The organism is Curtobacterium sp. BH-2-1-1 (assembly GCF_001806325.1).
Lineage (GTDB): Bacteria > Actinomycetota > Actinomycetes > Actinomycetales > Microbacteriaceae > Curtobacterium.
The window spans coordinates 2,375,557-2,390,429 of the sequence record NZ_CP017580.1; the positions used below are offsets into that span (position 1 = coordinate 2,375,557).

Consider the following 14,873-nt stretch of genomic DNA (forward strand, 5'->3'; position numbering starts at 1 on the left):
CATGACCCGCGACCAAGCACCCTCGAACGGAGTACCCCGCACCATGCAGCACGACCGCGTCCTCTTCGGCGCCGCTTACTACCACGAGTACCAGCCCACACCCCGGCTCGACGAGGACATGCGCCTCATGCAGGAGGCCGGGTTCTCGGTCATCCGCGTCGGCGAGTCCGTCTGGAGCACCTGGGAGCCGGAGAACGGCCGGTTCGACCTCGAGTGGCTCGCCCCGGTGCTGGACGCCGCGCACGAGCACGGCATCCGGGTGGTCCTCGGCACGCCGACCTACGCGGTGCCGATGTGGCTCGCCCGCATCGTGCCGGAGATCAACGTCCGGCGACGGACCGGCGGCGAGGCGATGGGCTGGGGGGCTCGCCAGGAGATCGACTACGCCCACCCCGCGTTCCTGTTCCACGCCGAGCGGGTCATCCGGAAGATCGTCGCCCGGTACGCCGACCACCCGGCCGTGATCGGGTACCAGGTCGACAACGAGCCGGGCAACGAGCTCATCGCGAACCCCGAGGTGTTCCAGCGGTTCGTCGACCACCTGCGGCACACCTACGGGAGCGTCGAGCGGCTCAACGAGGAGTGGGGGCTGACCTACTGGTCGCACCGGCTCTCGACCTGGGCGGACCTGTGGACCCCGGACGGCAACGCGCAGCCGCAGTACGACCTCGCGTGGCGTCGGTTCCAGGCCTCGATCACGACGGACTTCATCGCCTGGCAGGCATCGGTCGTGCGGGAGTACTCCCGTGCGGACCAGTTCGTCACGACGTGCATCGCCTACGAGCGGCCCACCGTCGAGGACGAGGTGCTCACCCGTTCCCTCGACGTCACGGCCGGCAACCCCTACTACCGGATGCAGGACGCGCTCGAGCTCCCGAGCACCGACGAGCCGGCCCAGTTCTGGACGTCGTCCGGCGCCTGGTCGATCGTCGCGTCGGGTGACCGGATGTACGGGTCGAAGCAGGCGCCGTTCCTCGTCACCGAGACGAACGCGCAGGCCATCGGCTTCTCGTGGATGAACGAGCCGGCGTACGAGGGGCAGTGGCGCCAGGCCGCGTGGGCGCTCGTGTCCCGTGGCGCCTCGATGATCGAGTACTGGCACTGGCACACGCTGCACTACGGGGTGGAGACGTACTGGGGCGGGGTGCTCCCGCACTCCCAGCAGCCTGGGCGGACGTACGAGGAGATCGCCCGGATCGGTGCCGAGTTCGCGCGCGCCGGGGACCGGGTCGCCGGACTCCGGCCGCACGCCGACGTCGCGCTGCTCTTCTCGAACGAGTCGAAGTGGGCGTTGAACGAACACCCGGCGCTCGGCGACGGCATGGAGCCCGACCGCCGATCGTGGCAGACGGTCTACGACGCCTTCGCCCGCGGGGTGTTCGACGCCGGGCTCCAGGCGAACACGGTGCACCCGTCGCAGGTGTTCGACCGCGACCCGGCGTCCTTCGCCGCCGAGCGCCCGGTCCTCGTCGCCGCGGCGTTCACCATCGCCACCGATGCGCAGCTGCACTGGCTCGCCGCCTACGCCGAGGCCGGCGGCCACCTCGTGGTCGGCATCCGCACCGGCTACGAGGACGAGGAGGCGCGTGCCCGGCTCGAGCGCAAGCCCGCCTTCCTCGACGTCGCGGCGGGCGTCCACTACGACGAGTTCAGCAACCTCGGTCGCCGCATCCCGGTGTCCGCCGGGGCCGCCGCGACGGACCACGGGTTCTCCGTGCCGGTCGGGGCCACGGCGACCCGGTGGGCGGACGGCCTGCTCGTCGACGACGCCGACGTGCTCGTCGGGTACGACCACCCGCACCACGGCCGGTTCGCCGCGGTCACCACCCGTGCGCACGGTGCCGGACGGGTGACCTACGTCGGGACCGTCCCGGACCCGGCGCTCGCCGCGGCGCTCGTCGACTGGGCGGCTCCAGGGGCGGACGGAGCACCCGGCTGGCGTCCCCAGACCGACACGCAGTCGGTGCAGAGTTCGGTCAACGGACGCGGGGAGACCGTGCACGTGGTCCACAACTGGTCGTGGACGCCGAGCGCCTTCCGGGTGCCGGTCGCGGCGGAGGACGTCCTCGACGGCACGGCGCTCGCCGCCGGGTCCGAGCTGTCGCTCGGGGCGTGGGACGTGCGGGTGCTGGCCGTCCGGTAGGCGACCACTGCGGGACGGGAGGCGCGGTGCCAGCTGGCACCGCGCCTCCCGTCCACCGTCAGGTCACCGCCACGCCGCCAGCTCACGTGAGAGCGTCGCCCGCGCCCGGACGAGCATCCCGCGCACCGTCGAGACCGGCAGGCCGAGCGCATCGGCGACCTCCCGGTAGGACAGCTGCTCGACGTGCCGCAGCTCCCAGCACCGGCGCTGCGTCGCGGGCATGGTCGTGAGCACCGCCGTCGCAGCCTGCGCGAGGGACGCACGCTCGGTGACACCGGTCGGGGCGTGGTCGTCCGCTGCGGGCGTCGACTCGTCGAGCCGTCCGGTGACCCGCGCGGCGGCCCCGCTGAACCGGTCGTAGCTCCGCCGCCGAGCAGTGGTCACGAGCCAGCCGCCGATCGCCGCCGCATCGACGATCGACCCCAGGTTCGTCCACGCCGCGAGGAACGTCTCCTGCACGACGTCGTCGGCGTCCGCGTGGGAGTGCAGGACGCGCATGGCGGTGGCGTGCACGAGCGGCGTGTGCCGTCGCACGATCGATGCGAAGTCCGCGGGGTGCGGTGGTGCTGCGGTGGGGGCGCGCATGAGCACGGTGGGCTCCGATCCTCGGGTGGATGCGTCCAGGGGATTCGGAATCGGGTCACGCCGAGAGGGTCGTGGTGCTTACCCCAGATCGTGGGGGACCGGGCCTGGTGCGAGGCCGCCCGACCAGCGCCGGATGGCGTCCTCGTCGAGCGCGGTGATCCCGTGGTGCACCGGGAGGGTGACGTGGAGTGCGATCTTCGCGTCGTCGGGTGCCAGCCGGTCCGCGAAGGGGAAGAGGTCGGTCTCGTGACCGTCGGACGCGCATCAGCAGGGACCGACAGCACGAGGCACGACCGCGTCGTGGGTCCCATCGTGTTTCCCGATGGACCTCGGCTGCCATTCGGGCTACCTCCCCGCCCCACCCGTGGCCAGGGTGGACCCATGCAGCTCTCCTCCCGCTTCACCACCCGCAACGCCGACCGCTTCCGCTTCGTCAAGGCGCCCGGCCTCGACACCCCGCCCGCGCAGCGCGACCCCGCGGTCATCGAGACGGTGAGCCGCATGCTCTCGGAGATCGAACGCGGTGGCATGGACGCGATCGCCCGGTACGCCCGGGAACTCGACCGGCAGGACGCACTCCTCGAGCTGTCCGCTGCCGAGATCGCGGCGAGCGGTGACCGCCTCGCGCCGGACCTGCGTGAGGCGATCGAGCTCGGCTCGGCGCGGACCAAGCAGTTCGCGGCGATGCAGCGGGAGCACCTCACGGACTTCGAGGCGGAGCTCGCCGACGGCCTCGTCGTTGGCCAGCGCTACGTCCCGGTCGGCAGCGTCGGCGCGTACCTGCCCGCCGGGCGCTTCCCGCTGACCGCGAGCGCGTTCATGACGGTCGGGGTGGCCAAGGTCGCTGGTGTCCCGTCGGTCGTCGCGTGCACGCCGCCGCAGCCGGACGGTGGCGCGAACGACGCGGTCACGTACGCGGCGCACCTGTCCGGAGTCGACCGGCTGTTCGTCCTCGGCGGGGTGCAGGCGCTCGCGGCGATGGCGTTCGGTCTGCTCGACACGGACCTCGACCCGGTCGACATGCTCGTCGGCGCAGGCAACGCGTACGTGGCCGAGGCGAAGCGCCAGCTCTTCGGGACGGTCGCGATCGACCTGCTCGCCGGTCCCAGCGAGGTGGCGGTCATCGCAGACGACTCGGCGGACGCGGAGATCGTCGCCGCGGACCTGCTCGGGCAGGCCGAACACGGGCCGAACTCCCCGGCGGCCCTCGTCACGACGTCCGAGCGGCTCGCGCACGAGGTCGTGGCCGCCGTCGAGCGGCAGCTCCCCGCACTGTCCACGAACGCGATCTGCGGGCCCGCCTGGCGCGACCACGGTTCGGTCGTGCTCGTCCCGACGCGCGAGGACGCCGTGCTCGTGATGGACGAGCTGGCTCCGGAACACCTCGAGGTCCAGACCACCGACGACGAGTGGTACCACGACCACCTCACCAACTACGGCTCGCTGTTCCTCGGGCACTGGAGCACCGTCGCCTACTCGGACAAGGGCATGGCCGGCACGAACCACACCCTGCCGACCGCCGGGGGAGCGAAGCACAGCGCGGGACTCTCGGTGTCGCGCTACCTCAAGCCGCTCACCTACCAGCGCATCGCCCGCGAGGCCACCCCGTCGGTCGCGCACGCCGTCGACGTCATCTCGGCGAGCGAGGGCATGAGCGCGCACCGCGCCACCGCCACCATGCGCCTCGACACGTACGCACCCGTCGCAGCGAGCAACGACTGACCCCTGCATCACCCCCGTACCTCCCACCCCACCCGACCCGAACACCGACCGCATCGGAGCCAGCGATGACCACCGAGCACCACTCCAGCCCAGTCTCCTCGAGCCCCGGCGCCGCCGGCCCCGGCCTGAAACGGGAGCTCAAGGTCGCCGACGCCGCGGCGTTCTCCGTCGGCCTCATCGGACCCGTCGGGGTCATGGCCCTCCTCGGGGCGGGTGCCGCGGGCATCCTCGGGCGCGGCGCCACCTGGGCCTTCGTGTTCGCGCTCGTCGCGGTGTCCCTCGTCGCGTACGGGTTCGTGAAGCTGTCGCGGAACATCGCGCACACGGGCTCCGTCTACGCCACGGTGGGCCTCACGCTCGGCGCGCGAGCAGGGTTCGTCGCCGGCTGGGCGCTGTTCTTCGGCTACGTGACGATCGGTGCCGGGTCCGGCATCGAGATCAGCCTGTTCGTCACGCAGCTGTTGAACGACGTCGGGCTGGACGTCGCGCCGGACTGGATCTGGGTGACGATCGTGGCGCTCGCCGTCGTCGTGCTGCTCGGACGTCGCCCGGTCCACGTCATCACGCGGTCGTTGCTCTACGCCGAGCTGATCGGTGCCGTGCTCGTCACCGTCCTCAACGTCGTCGTGCTCGTCCGGCTCGGGGTCGGCGCGGCGCCCGCCGGTCGGCACCTCAGCTGGGACTTCCTCGCCCTGCCGAGCGGCACCGACGTCGGTCTGATCGCGGGCGCCGCGGTGTTCGGGTTCCTCGCGTTCGCCGGCTTCGAGGGCGCGGCGACCCTGGGCGAGGAGACGAGCAACCCGAAGCGGGACATCCCGAAGGCCCTGAAGATCGCGATCGTCGTCGTCGGCGCGTTCTACCTGCTGTCGATCGTCGCGCAGTCGCTCGGCTACGGCACCTCGGCAGCCGGGGTGAAGCAGTTCGCCGGCTCGGCGGCCCCTTACGGCGACCTGGCCCGCACGTACGTCGGCAGCTGGCTCGCCGACCTGCTCACCCTCGCCGCCGTGGTCAGCCTGTTCGCCATCTTCCTCGGCACCCTGTCCGGAGCGTCGCGCGTCCTCTTCGCCCTGTCCCGCGACACCGGCATCGCCCGGCCGGTTGCGAAGCTGTCGCCGCAGGGATCGCCGGTCAACGCCCTGAGCGTCGTCGCGGTCGTCGTCCTGCTCGTCGTGGTCGGGGAACGGCTCTCGGGCGCAGCGGTGCTCGACGCGACGTACTGGGCGCTCACCGTCGGGACCATCGCACTGCTCGTCGCCTACGTCCTCGCCACCGTCGGGGCCGTCCGGTTCCTCTTCTTCTCGCGCCGGACCGACACCCCGAGGTGGCAGATCGTCGTGCCGGTCCTGGCGCTCGCCCTGGTGCTCTACACGATCTACAAGAACGCCGTCGGGCTCGAGGCGCCGTACAGCTGGTTCCCGTACATCGTCGCGGCGTGGCTCCTCGTCGGGCTCGCGATCACGTTCCGGACGGGGCTGGTCGAACGGGTTCGGGTCGCCCTGGCAGCGTCGACCGGGGACGGCCGGGAGGCACCTTCCGCAGTCGCCGACGGCACCGCACCGCCGCAGCGACCCGCGTCCCGTGACGACGAGGACGTGGTCGCGTGACCCGCGTCGCCGCGGTGCAGCTCGCGCCCGTCGTCGGTGACCTCGCGGCGAACGCTGCGACGGTGGGGGCGGCGCTCGCCGCAGTCCCGGACGACGTGGACGTCGTGGTCCTCCCGGAACTCGCGACGAGCGGCTACGTGTTCCGCGATGCCGCCGAGGCCCGTTCTGCAGCCGTCGCCGCGTCGGACGCGACCGTGACGGACTGGGCGACCACTGCCTCCCGGCTCTCCGGCGGCGCCGGTGGCGTCGTCGTGGGCGGCTTCGCCGAACTCGGCGACGACGGTGTCGTGCACAACTCCGCCGCGGTCGTCGACCCGTCCGGAGTGATCGGCGTCTACCGGAAGGTCCACCTGTGGGACGGCGAGAAGGAGTGCTTCACGCCGGGGTCGCGGCCGCCGCTCGTCGTGGACACCCGGCACGGGCGCATCGGCGTGGCCATCTGCTTCGACATGGAGTTCCCGGAGTGGACCAGGCTCGCGGCGCTCGACGGTGCGGACGTGCTCGCGGTGCCGACGAACTGGCCGTACGTCGAGCGCCCCGCGGGGGAGCGTGCCCCCGAGGTGCAGATCGCCATGGCCGCCGCGCGGGTGAACCGGATGGCGATCGTGTGCGCCGACCGGTGCGGCACCGAGCGCGGGGTCGACTGGAACGAGGGGACCTCGATCGTCGATGCCGACGGATGGGTGCGAGCCGCGACGGGACCGGGCCCCGGCACGGTGGTCGTCGACCTCGACCTCGTCGCCACCCGGGACAAGACCCTCACGCCGCGCGCGGACCTGTTCGGTGACCGACGGCCGGACCTCTACGGACCGCTCACCGGCCGGTGACGACGCCGGTCACCCCTCGGTGAGGAGCTCGCGGGCCAGACGGGCGAGCTCCGCGGTGGCCGCCGACAGGATCGACCCGTCCCGTTCGACGAGCGCGACGGTGTCGTGGACCGGCTCGGCGAACGGCGTCCAGTGCAGCCCGAGGCCCGCGGCGGACACCTCGGCGACCGCCCGCGCGATGAACGTGTCGCCCACTCCCGACGCGACGAGGGCGAGCGCGGTCTCGACCTGCTCGACCTCGACGTGCGGCTCGAGGGACACCCCGGCGAGTCGGGCACGTTCGGCGAACTGCCGTCGGGTGGGGTCGCGCCAGCCGTAGTGCGCGTCGTACAGGACGAGGCGACGAGCGGCCATGGCCTCGATCGTCATCGGCTGCTCGGCGACCGACGGGTCCCGGCTGACGAAGACGACCTCGTCACGGCGGAGCGGCGTCACCCGGAGCCCGTCGGTGTCGATCGGCAGGACGACGAGCCCTGCTTCGAGACCGCCCGAGGCCACCTCGTTCGCGACCTCGACCGAGTTCAGCCCGATGACCCGGAGCCGCACGGCCGGGTGCGCGGCGTGGAATCGGGTGAGGAGCTCATCGAGCGCGTAGTACTTCGCGTTGCGGAGCAGTCCGAACGACGCCGTCCCGCCGACCAGTGACGTCACCGCGCGGAGCGCCCGGTCCGCCGAGTCGGCCTCGGCGATGATCCGCTCCGCCATCGGCAGCAGCACCGCGCCGGCGTCCGTCAGGGTCAGGCGCCGCCGGCCCCGGACGAACAGTGCGGTGTCGTACGCGCCCTCGAGCCGGCGGACGAACTCGGAGACCGACGACTGCGAGCGGAGCAGAGCCGCCGCGGCCGCCGTGAACGAGCCGAGGTGGGCGACGGCGACGAAGACGCGCAGCTGCACCAGGGTCACGGCGGCAGCCTACTGGTGTCGTCGTCGGCGGGCGGCGGTGGTCAGGCGATCGTGCTGCCGCCGTCGACGAGGAGCTCGCTGCCCGTCATGCCGGAGCTCTGGTCGGACGCGAGGAAGAGGACGGTGGCGGCGACCTCCTCGGGGAACGCCCGCCGGCTGTTCGGTCTCACGGGCTGAGCACCCCGTCGCCGGTACGCTGCGGACATGCCGGGGGACTTCACGATCCGAACCACGACCGAGCGCGACTGGGAGCAGGTGCGCGCCCTCCGCATCGAGAACGCCACGGACGATCCGATCTCCTACGGGGCGACGCTCGAGTACACGCTCGCGATGACCGAGGACGACTGGCGGCTCCGCGCGAGGCGTGGCGAGGGGACTGAGTCGACGAGCGTGGTGGCGGTCGACGGGACGGGCCGTTGGATCGGGATGATGAGCGGCCAGGTCGGTGACGCGTACGGCAACGATCCCGTGCTCACCGGCGTGTACGTCACGCCGTCGTCCCGCGGTCGGGCGAACGGCGTCGCGGATGCACTGCTCGACCACGTGGTCGGGTGGGCAGCGGGGCACGGGGAACGGCTCCGTCTCGAGGTGTACGAGCAGGCGGTGCCGGCTGGTCGCTTCTACGAACGTCGCGGGTTCCGGGCGAGCGGTCGCTCCCGCGACTTCCGACTGCTGGGGCAGGGGCGGGACGCCCCGTCGCTGCGCCTGGTCGAGTTGGTGCGGACCGTCACGTGACCGGCTGACGGACGGGAGGCGCGGTGCGACCCCGCCCCGCGCCTCCCGTCCGCTGTGCGGTCGTCAAACGGCGGCGAGCTCCCGCGTCAGCGCCGCCACGAACGCGTCGATGTCCTGCTCCGAGGTGTCGAACGAGCACATCCACCGCACCTCGTTCCGGCTGGCGTCCCAGTCGTAGAACCGGAAGTGCTCGCGCAGCCGATCGGCCACGCCGGCCGGCAGCGTCGCGAAGACCCCGTTCGCCTGGGTCTCCTGGCTGAACCCGACGCCGCGGATGCTGCCGTCGGCGATCCCCGCCTCGAGGGCGCCGCGGAGTCGCTGCGCCATGGCGTTGGCGTGCCCGGCCGACCGGAGGTAGAGGTCGTCGCTGAGCAGGGCGATGAGCTGTGCCGAGACGAAGCGCATCTTCGACGAGAGCTGCATGTTGAGCTTGCGGAGGTAGTGCAGGCCCTCCGATGCCTCGGGGTTCAGGACGACGATCGCCTCGCCGTAGAGCATCCCGTTCTTCGTCCCGCCGAAGCTCAGCACGTCGACGCCGGCGTCGGTGGTGAAGTCGCGCAGGGGGAGCCCGAGGCTCGCGGCCGCGTTCGAGATGCGGGCGCCGTCCATGTGCAGCGTCATGCCGAGCGGGTGGATGTGGTCCGCGATCGCGCGGACCTCGTCCACCGAGTAGGCGGTGCCGAGCTCGGTGGTCTGGGTGATCGAGACGACGAGCGGCTGGGCGCGGTGCTCGTCGCCCCAGCCCCAGGCCTCCTTGTCGATGAGCTCGGGGGTGAGCTTGCCGTCCGGCGTCTCGACGGGCAGGAGCTTGATCCCGCCCACGCGCTCGGGGGCGCCGGCCTCGTCGGTGTGGATGTGCGCGGTCGAGGTGCACACGACGGCGCCCCAGCGGGGGAGCATCGACTGCAGTCCGACGACGTTCGCGCCGGTGCCGTTGAACACCGGGAACGCCTGCGCCTGCGACCCGAAGTGCTCCCCGACGACCTCGTTGAGCCGTGCGGTGTACACGTCTTCGCCGTAGGCGATCTGGTGGCCGTCGTTGGCCGCGGTGATCGCCGCGAGGATCTCGGGGTGGATGCCGGCGTAGTTGTCCGAGGCGAAGCCCCGCAGGTCCAGGTCGTGGAGTCGAAGGGTCACGCGTTCATCCTAGGTTCGGGGCGTCGCCCGCCGAGAGCGGGATGCGGGTGCCGTTCACGGCTGCGGGGTCGGCCGACCAGAGCCGCACGACCTCGTCGCCGAGTCGCGCCTCGAGGCCGGCGAGTGCGCGCACGACGAACACGACCGCGGCGGCGGTGTCGGGCGCGTCCGTGCCGAACCCCTGGGCGACGGCGCGGACCCAGGCGTCCGAGGCGGCCTTCGCGGCGGCGTAGTTCGCGGCACCGGCGGTGGGCGAGTCGACGGTGGTGGAGGAGACGAAGGCCAGGCGTCCGGCGGGCGAGGCGACGAGGTCGCCGAAGAACTCCCGCGTCGTGTTCCGGAGCGTCCGGAAGGCCCGGTCGAAGAAGTCCCAGTTGTCGTCCGACTGGCCGGCGATGCTGCCGCCGCCACGCCAGCCACCGACCAGGTGGACGAGTCCGTCGATCGGCCCGAGGTCCGCGTGGATCCGTGACGCCAGCGCGGCGACGTCCGCACGCGACGAGAGGTCGCACGTGTGGGTGGTGACGCCCGGAACGGCGGTACTGAGAGCCTCCAGGCCCGCCGCCCTCGTGCCGACCGCGACCACCGTCGCACCGGCGGTGACCAGCGACCGCGCGACGGCCTCGCCGCTGGTGCTGGTCGCGCCCGCGACCAGCACCACGCGACCGGTGAGCGACCCATCGCTCACGCCGCGACCTCCGTCGTCCCGGTGATCCCGGCCGTCGACGCGATGACCGGCGCCATCTTCTTGTTGAGCGCCTCGTAGAACATCGACAGCGGGAACTCGTCGTCCATGACCGCGTCGGTGTAGCCCTTCGGCGGTCCGGCGAGCGTCTCGGTGGGGAGTCCGCGCGCCCAGGCCGAGGCCGGGTGCGGCGTGAGCGTCCGGGTGAGCATCTCGTACGCGGCGAGCCAGTGCGCCGCCTTCGGCCGGTCGATCGAGCGCCGGTACAGCTCGTTGATCTCGTCGCTGAGGGCGATGATGACGTCCGGGACGGCCTCCCAGTCGATGGTGAGCTGCGTGTCCGTCCAGTGCAGGACGTCGTGCTGGTGCATCCACGCGAAGAGCAGCTGGCCGCCGAGGCCGTCGTAGTTGCGGACACGGCTGCCGGTGATCGCGAAGCGGAAGATGCGGTCGAACACGACGGCGTACTGCACGAGGCGCGCGTGGTCACGGATGGCGCGCTGCGCGTCCTGGAGGCTCGCATCCGGCAGTGCCGAGAGGGTGCGTTCCAGACGCACGGACTCGCGGAACGCGGTGAGGTCGCAGCGCAGCTCCTCGAGCGAGTAGAGGAAGAACGGCATCCGCTGCTTGATCATGAACGGGTCGAACGGCAGGTCTCCGCGCATGTGCGACCGGTCGTGGATGATGTCCCACATCACGAAGACCTGCTCGGTGAGCTCCTGGTCGTCGAGCATCGCGCGCGCGTCGTCAGGAAGGTCGAGCTTGGTGATCTCGGCGGCCGCGCGGACGACCCGGCGGTAGCGGGCGGCCTCGCGGTCCTGGAAGATCGCGCCCCACGTGAACGTCGGCAGCTCGCGCATCGCCACGGTCTCGGGGAAGAGCACGGCCGAGTTCGTGTCGTACCCGGGGGTGAAGTCGACGAACCGCAGCGCGACGAAGAGCGCGTTGCCGTAGTCGCCGGCCTCGAGCTCGGCGATGAACTCGGGCCAGATGACCTCGACCAGGACGGCTTCGACGAACCGCGAGGAGCTGCCGTTCTGCGTCACCATCGGGAACACGACGAGGTGGCCGAGCCCGTCGACGCGGTGCTGTTGCGGCTGGAACGTGTTCAGGGAGTCGAGGAAGTCGGGGACGCCGAACCCCTCGTCGCGCCACCGGGCGAAGTCGTGCTGCACGGCCTCGAGGAAAGCCGCGTCGTGCGGGAAGTGCGGTGCGAGCTCGGCGATGGCCGGGACGATCGTCGCGACGTGCTCGGTCGCGGCAGCGTGGTCGGCAGGCTCGGGCACGGAGCCGTCCTGCACCTGGACGGTCTGCAGCGCGGTGACGGCGTCCTGCAGCCGGAGCCAGGCCGGGTGGGCGGCGACCTCGCGCACGGACAGGCGGTCCTCGACGACCTCGGGTTCTCCGACGATGGCGTCCTTCGAGAACTCCTGGACGAACTGCGACATGTCGTACCTCCCGTCGTTGGGCTGGCTGCGGGTGCGCTGGTGCATCGAGCCTAGGGAAGATCGGGGGGCGCAAAGTTGCCCATCTGCGGCGGAAACGTGCGCGTCTGGCGGCCCCGCGCTCCGAACTGATCGCACCGCGCAAGGTTCCTCCGTTGCAGGGCTGGACTGCGCTCGACATCGCTTCACCGGTACGGTCGCAGTGAGCTTCAGGGAGGACCGTGGACGAACCGATCAGCGACGGGTCGAGCGTCGACATCGAGGTCGTCCACCCCGGTGACCCGGTGGCCGACGGGATCGTGCGGACGTACCTCGCCGAGGTCGCGTCGCGCTGGTACGGACGCCCGGCGACCGAGGAGGAGGTCGACCAGGCGCTGCGCGACGAGCCGTACGACGGGCTGCAGGGTGCGTCCGGGGTGTTCCTCGTCGCCGTCGAGCAGGGTCGAGCGATCGCGTGCGCCGGAGCGCGGTTCGGTGCCGGTGTCGGTCTCGGTGTCGCCGAACTCACGAAGGTCTTCACCCTGCCCGAGGCGCGTGGACGGGGCACGGCGGCCCGACTCGTGCGCGAGCTCGAGGCGGCGTGCCGTCGCCGCGGGATCGGCGTGCTCCGGCTGGACACCCGTGCCGAACTCGCCGAGGCCTGTGCGCTCTACGAGCGGCTCGGCTTCGAGCGCGTGCCCGCCTTCACCGACGACCCCTACTCGGACCGGTGGTACGCGAAGCGGCTCTGAACCGCAGCGACCGTGGGTCGGGAGGCGCGGGTCGGCGCCGCACCGCGCCTCCTGGTCGGGCCGTGGTCGCGTCCACGACTGCCGGGCCGACGACCGGACCCGGCTGGGTCAGCGCCGCCGCCCCGCGCGGCGCATCGGGACGTGGCCCCACCAGCCGAGGCCGTCGGCGTCAGGCGCTCGGGCCGCTCGTCCGGTTCAACCGGTCGGCCGCACGCCCGAGGAGCCAGTTCACGGCCCACCCGACCACGCCGATGACCGGCACCGCGACGATCACGACGGTCCAGACGATCTTCACGAGGTCGCTCCGACGTCGGTCCCGCCACACCTGCACCAGCGCCAGTACGTCCAGCGCCAGCACGACCAGCAGGACCAGCACGTGTGCGCCGCCCAGGTTCTCGAGCACGTCGTTCTCCCCTCGTCCGCCGCGGCGCAGGGATGCGCCGCGCGGCGGTCCAACGATAGGAGGGCGCGGCGGGTGGTTCGTCAGTCCAGCGGTTGACATCGGTGATCGATGGTCCCGGTGCCGGCCACGACACCCGCATCCGAGGGGTAGACGTCACGTGTTGCTCAAAATACGATCGTCTACTGAGTGCAGATCACCTGCGCGCCGATCGAAGGAGCCCCATGTACCGGACACGTACCGCCCTCGCCAGCACCGCCGTCGCTGGCCTCGCCGTCGCGGCCATGATCAGCGTCGCGACCCCTGCGGCCGCCGACAGCCAGACCACGGCGGTCGCCGCAGTCGAAGCCGGAGCACTGTCGATCTCGGCGCCCACCGCACTCACCCTCGGGTCGGCGGCACCGGGGACGACGGGTTCCGCGACCCTCGAGGGCGTCGTCGTGACCGACGATCGCGCCGGGACCGATGGGTGGGTCGCATCCGTGACGGTCACCGACTTCTCGTCGGCCAGCGTGGACCGCCAGCTGCCGGCGTCCGCGCTGACCTACGCTCCCGGACAGGCCGTCGTGACGGGGACGGCCACCCTGACGCCGTCGACGGTCACCGGCAGCACGACGGCCGCGGCGGTGCAGACCGCGGCTGCCGTCTCGGGGAACAACACCGCGACCTGGGACGCGACGGTCGGTCTCGCCGTGCCCGCGGACGCCCTGGCCGCCGATGACTACACGGCGACGATCACACACTCGGTGGCGTGACTCGACGAGCTGCGCACAGCCTCCTCCTCGTCGTTGCGGCGAGCATCGTGTGGTCCGTCCTCGTGGCCCCGGCCGGGGTCGCCGCAGCGGGGACGGGATCGAGCCCGGAACCGGGGATCGGCGTGCAACTGCTCCCCGGGGCCGAGGCCACGGACCGGTCACCCACCAGTCGGTACATCCGGGACACGCTGCGGCCCGGGCAGACGGTCGAGCGGACGATCCGTGTGACCAACGCTTCGGACACGGAGCGGGCGGTGTCGATGACCACGACCGCGGCCGGGATCACGGACGGAGCGTTCCGGATCGACACCGCACCGCGGAGCGAGCTGACCGACTGGATCGGGCTGGACCCGGCGTCCGTCGACGTTCCGGCGAGGTCGTCCGCTCTGGTCCGGGTCCGCATCGCCGTCCCTCCGGACGCGACCGGCGGGGAGCGGTACGCGGTCGTCTGGGCAGCCACCGCCTCCGAGCGGCCGGACGGGACCGGCCTCCGGATGGTCAGCCGGGTCGGGGTGCGGTCGTACGTGGCCGTCAGCGGGCCGGCCGCGCTCCGCACGGCGTTCCGGGTGTCGGAGCCGCGCGTCGGACCGAGTGGGGACGAGCGGACCGTGCTCGCGGACGTCCGCAACACCGGCGAGCGCGCGGTCGACCTCACCGGCACGCTCGTGCTCGCGGACGGACCGGCAGGGGCCGTGCTCCCGTCGATCACCGGGGACCGGCCGCGGACCCTCGCCCCGGGTCAGCGGGCCGCGTTGACCTTCACGGTACCGGCCGCGGTGGCGCCCGGCACCTGGCTCGCACGGATCGCCGTCACCGACGGCGTCACCACCGAACGGACCGCGGGGAGCATCGCCCTGCCGAGCGCCTCGCCGAGGGCCGCCACGCGCATCGACCGGGCGTCCGGATCCCATCCGTCCGTGGGGCTCGTCCCCGTCCTGCTCGTCCTGCTCGTCCTCGCCTCGGCGACGGTGACGGCCCTCGCGCTCCGGCGCCGCCGCTCGACGACCGCTCCGACTCCACCGGAAGGAACCCCGCATGTCCCTCACTGACCAGATCCCGAGCCTCGACGCCCCGGCGCAGCTCCACCTCGAGACGTTCCTCACACTCCGCGAGGGGGAACCCATCCGCGTGCTCTGCGACTGCGGGTTCGGGCGCGACCACCGCACGGAACGGGGTGTGCCCGTGGAGTGACCGACGGGCG

Annotated in this window: 16 protein-coding genes; 9 read left to right on the forward strand and 7 right to left on the reverse strand. The window is 72.2% G+C overall.

The window, feature by feature from the left end; genetic code table 11:
* The first annotated feature begins 1 nt into the window (after position 1).
* Entirely contained in the window at positions 2–2,143 is a 2,142-nt protein-coding gene (locus tag BJK06_RS11375) for a beta-galactosidase (protein WP_258027625.1), read from the forward strand.
* 63 nt (positions 2,144–2,206) lie between these two features.
* On the opposite strand, the gene BJK06_RS11380 is transcribed toward BJK06_RS11375, so the two are convergent.
* Positions 2,207–2,728: an RNA polymerase sigma factor gene (locus BJK06_RS11380; protein ID WP_156794840.1), complete on the reverse strand. Its 522-nt coding sequence runs from the start codon at positions 2,726–2,728 to the stop codon at positions 2,207–2,209.
* Positions 2,729–3,109: 381 nt separating this feature from the next.
* On the opposite strand from BJK06_RS11380, the gene hisD reads away from it, so the two are divergent.
* The 3 genes from hisD (at position 3,110) to BJK06_RS18620 (ending at position 6,881) form a co-directional block, all read left to right on the forward strand.
* Positions 3,110–4,450: a histidinol dehydrogenase gene (gene hisD / locus BJK06_RS11385; RefSeq protein ID WP_070417987.1), complete on the forward strand. Its 1,341-nt coding sequence runs from the start codon at positions 3,110–3,112 to the stop codon at positions 4,448–4,450.
* A 65-nt stretch (positions 4,451–4,515) separates the two neighbouring features.
* The gene (locus tag BJK06_RS11390) at positions 4,516–6,054 is read left to right on the forward strand and encodes an APC family permease (RefSeq protein ID WP_070417988.1); all 1,539 of its coding nucleotides are present in this window, start codon (positions 4,516–4,518) and stop codon (positions 6,052–6,054) included.
* Positions 6,051–6,881, forward strand: coding sequence for a nitrilase-related carbon-nitrogen hydrolase (locus tag BJK06_RS18620; RefSeq protein ID WP_070417989.1), 831 nt, complete (start codon positions 6,051–6,053; stop codon positions 6,879–6,881). The genes BJK06_RS11390 and BJK06_RS18620 overlap by 4 nt, the downstream gene beginning before the upstream one ends.
* Positions 6,882–6,890: 9 nt before the next feature.
* On the opposite strand, the gene BJK06_RS18625 is transcribed toward BJK06_RS18620, so the two are convergent.
* Both BJK06_RS18625 and BJK06_RS19060 read right to left on the reverse strand, forming a co-directional pair.
* Positions 6,891–7,784, reverse strand: coding sequence for a LysR family transcriptional regulator (locus BJK06_RS18625; protein WP_070417990.1), 894 nt, complete (start codon positions 7,782–7,784; stop codon positions 6,891–6,893).
* A gap of 41 nt (positions 7,785–7,825) precedes the next feature.
* Positions 7,826–7,954, reverse strand: coding sequence for an SDR family oxidoreductase (locus BJK06_RS19060; RefSeq protein ID WP_308447478.1), 129 nt, complete (start codon positions 7,952–7,954; stop codon positions 7,826–7,828).
* Between the two features lie 34 nt (positions 7,955–7,988).
* Between BJK06_RS19060 and BJK06_RS11405 the strand changes: the two genes are divergently transcribed.
* Entirely contained in the window at positions 7,989–8,519 is a 531-nt protein-coding gene (locus BJK06_RS11405; RefSeq protein ID WP_070417991.1) for a GNAT family N-acetyltransferase, read from the forward strand.
* 63 nt (positions 8,520–8,582) lie between these two features.
* On the opposite strand, the gene BJK06_RS11410 is transcribed toward BJK06_RS11405, so the two are convergent.
* The 3 genes from BJK06_RS11410 to BJK06_RS11420 are packed head-to-tail and all read right to left on the reverse strand — an operon-like array spanning position 8,583 to position 11,789.
* Positions 8,583–9,656, reverse strand: a complete 1,074-nt coding sequence (locus tag BJK06_RS11410; RefSeq protein ID WP_070417992.1) for a low specificity L-threonine aldolase — start codon at positions 9,654–9,656, stop codon at positions 8,583–8,585.
* A 4-nt stretch (positions 9,657–9,660) separates the two neighbouring features.
* Complete coding sequence (locus BJK06_RS11415; RefSeq protein WP_070417993.1) at positions 9,661–10,344, reverse strand: SDR family oxidoreductase; 684 nt, start codon at positions 10,342–10,344, stop codon at positions 9,661–9,663.
* Entirely contained in the window at positions 10,341–11,789 is a 1,449-nt protein-coding gene (locus BJK06_RS11420; RefSeq protein ID WP_070417994.1) for a DUF6421 family protein, read from the reverse strand. The genes BJK06_RS11415 and BJK06_RS11420 overlap by 4 nt, the downstream gene beginning before the upstream one ends.
* 218 nt (positions 11,790–12,007) lie before the next feature.
* On the opposite strand from BJK06_RS11420, the gene BJK06_RS11425 reads away from it, so the two are divergent.
* Complete coding sequence (locus BJK06_RS11425) at positions 12,008–12,517, forward strand: GNAT family N-acetyltransferase (protein ID WP_219810641.1); 510 nt, start codon at positions 12,008–12,010, stop codon at positions 12,515–12,517.
* A 169-nt stretch (positions 12,518–12,686) separates the two neighbouring features.
* On the opposite strand, the gene BJK06_RS11430 is transcribed toward BJK06_RS11425, so the two are convergent.
* On the reverse strand, positions 12,687–12,920 hold the full coding sequence (locus BJK06_RS11430; protein ID WP_022907408.1) for a PLDc N-terminal domain-containing protein: 234 nt from the start codon (positions 12,918–12,920) through the stop codon (positions 12,687–12,689).
* Between the two features lie 221 nt (positions 12,921–13,141).
* Here BJK06_RS11430 and BJK06_RS11435 point away from each other — a divergent pair, with 221 nt between their 5' ends.
* Genes BJK06_RS11435 through BJK06_RS18630 form a run of 3 tightly spaced genes read left to right on the forward strand, consistent with a single transcriptional unit; the run spans position 13,142 to position 14,863 of the window.
* Positions 13,142–13,672: a WxL domain-containing protein gene (locus tag BJK06_RS11435; RefSeq protein ID WP_070417995.1), complete on the forward strand. Its 531-nt coding sequence runs from the start codon at positions 13,142–13,144 to the stop codon at positions 13,670–13,672.
* On the forward strand, positions 13,669–14,721 hold the full coding sequence (locus tag BJK06_RS11440; RefSeq protein ID WP_070417996.1) for a hypothetical protein: 1,053 nt from the start codon (positions 13,669–13,671) through the stop codon (positions 14,719–14,721). Before BJK06_RS11435 ends, BJK06_RS11440 begins: the two co-directional genes overlap by 4 nt.
* Complete coding sequence (locus BJK06_RS18630) at positions 14,708–14,863, forward strand: hypothetical protein (protein ID WP_156794841.1); 156 nt, start codon at positions 14,708–14,710, stop codon at positions 14,861–14,863. The genes BJK06_RS11440 and BJK06_RS18630 overlap by 14 nt, the downstream gene beginning before the upstream one ends.
* The last annotated feature ends 10 nt before the right edge of the window (positions 14,864–14,873 follow it).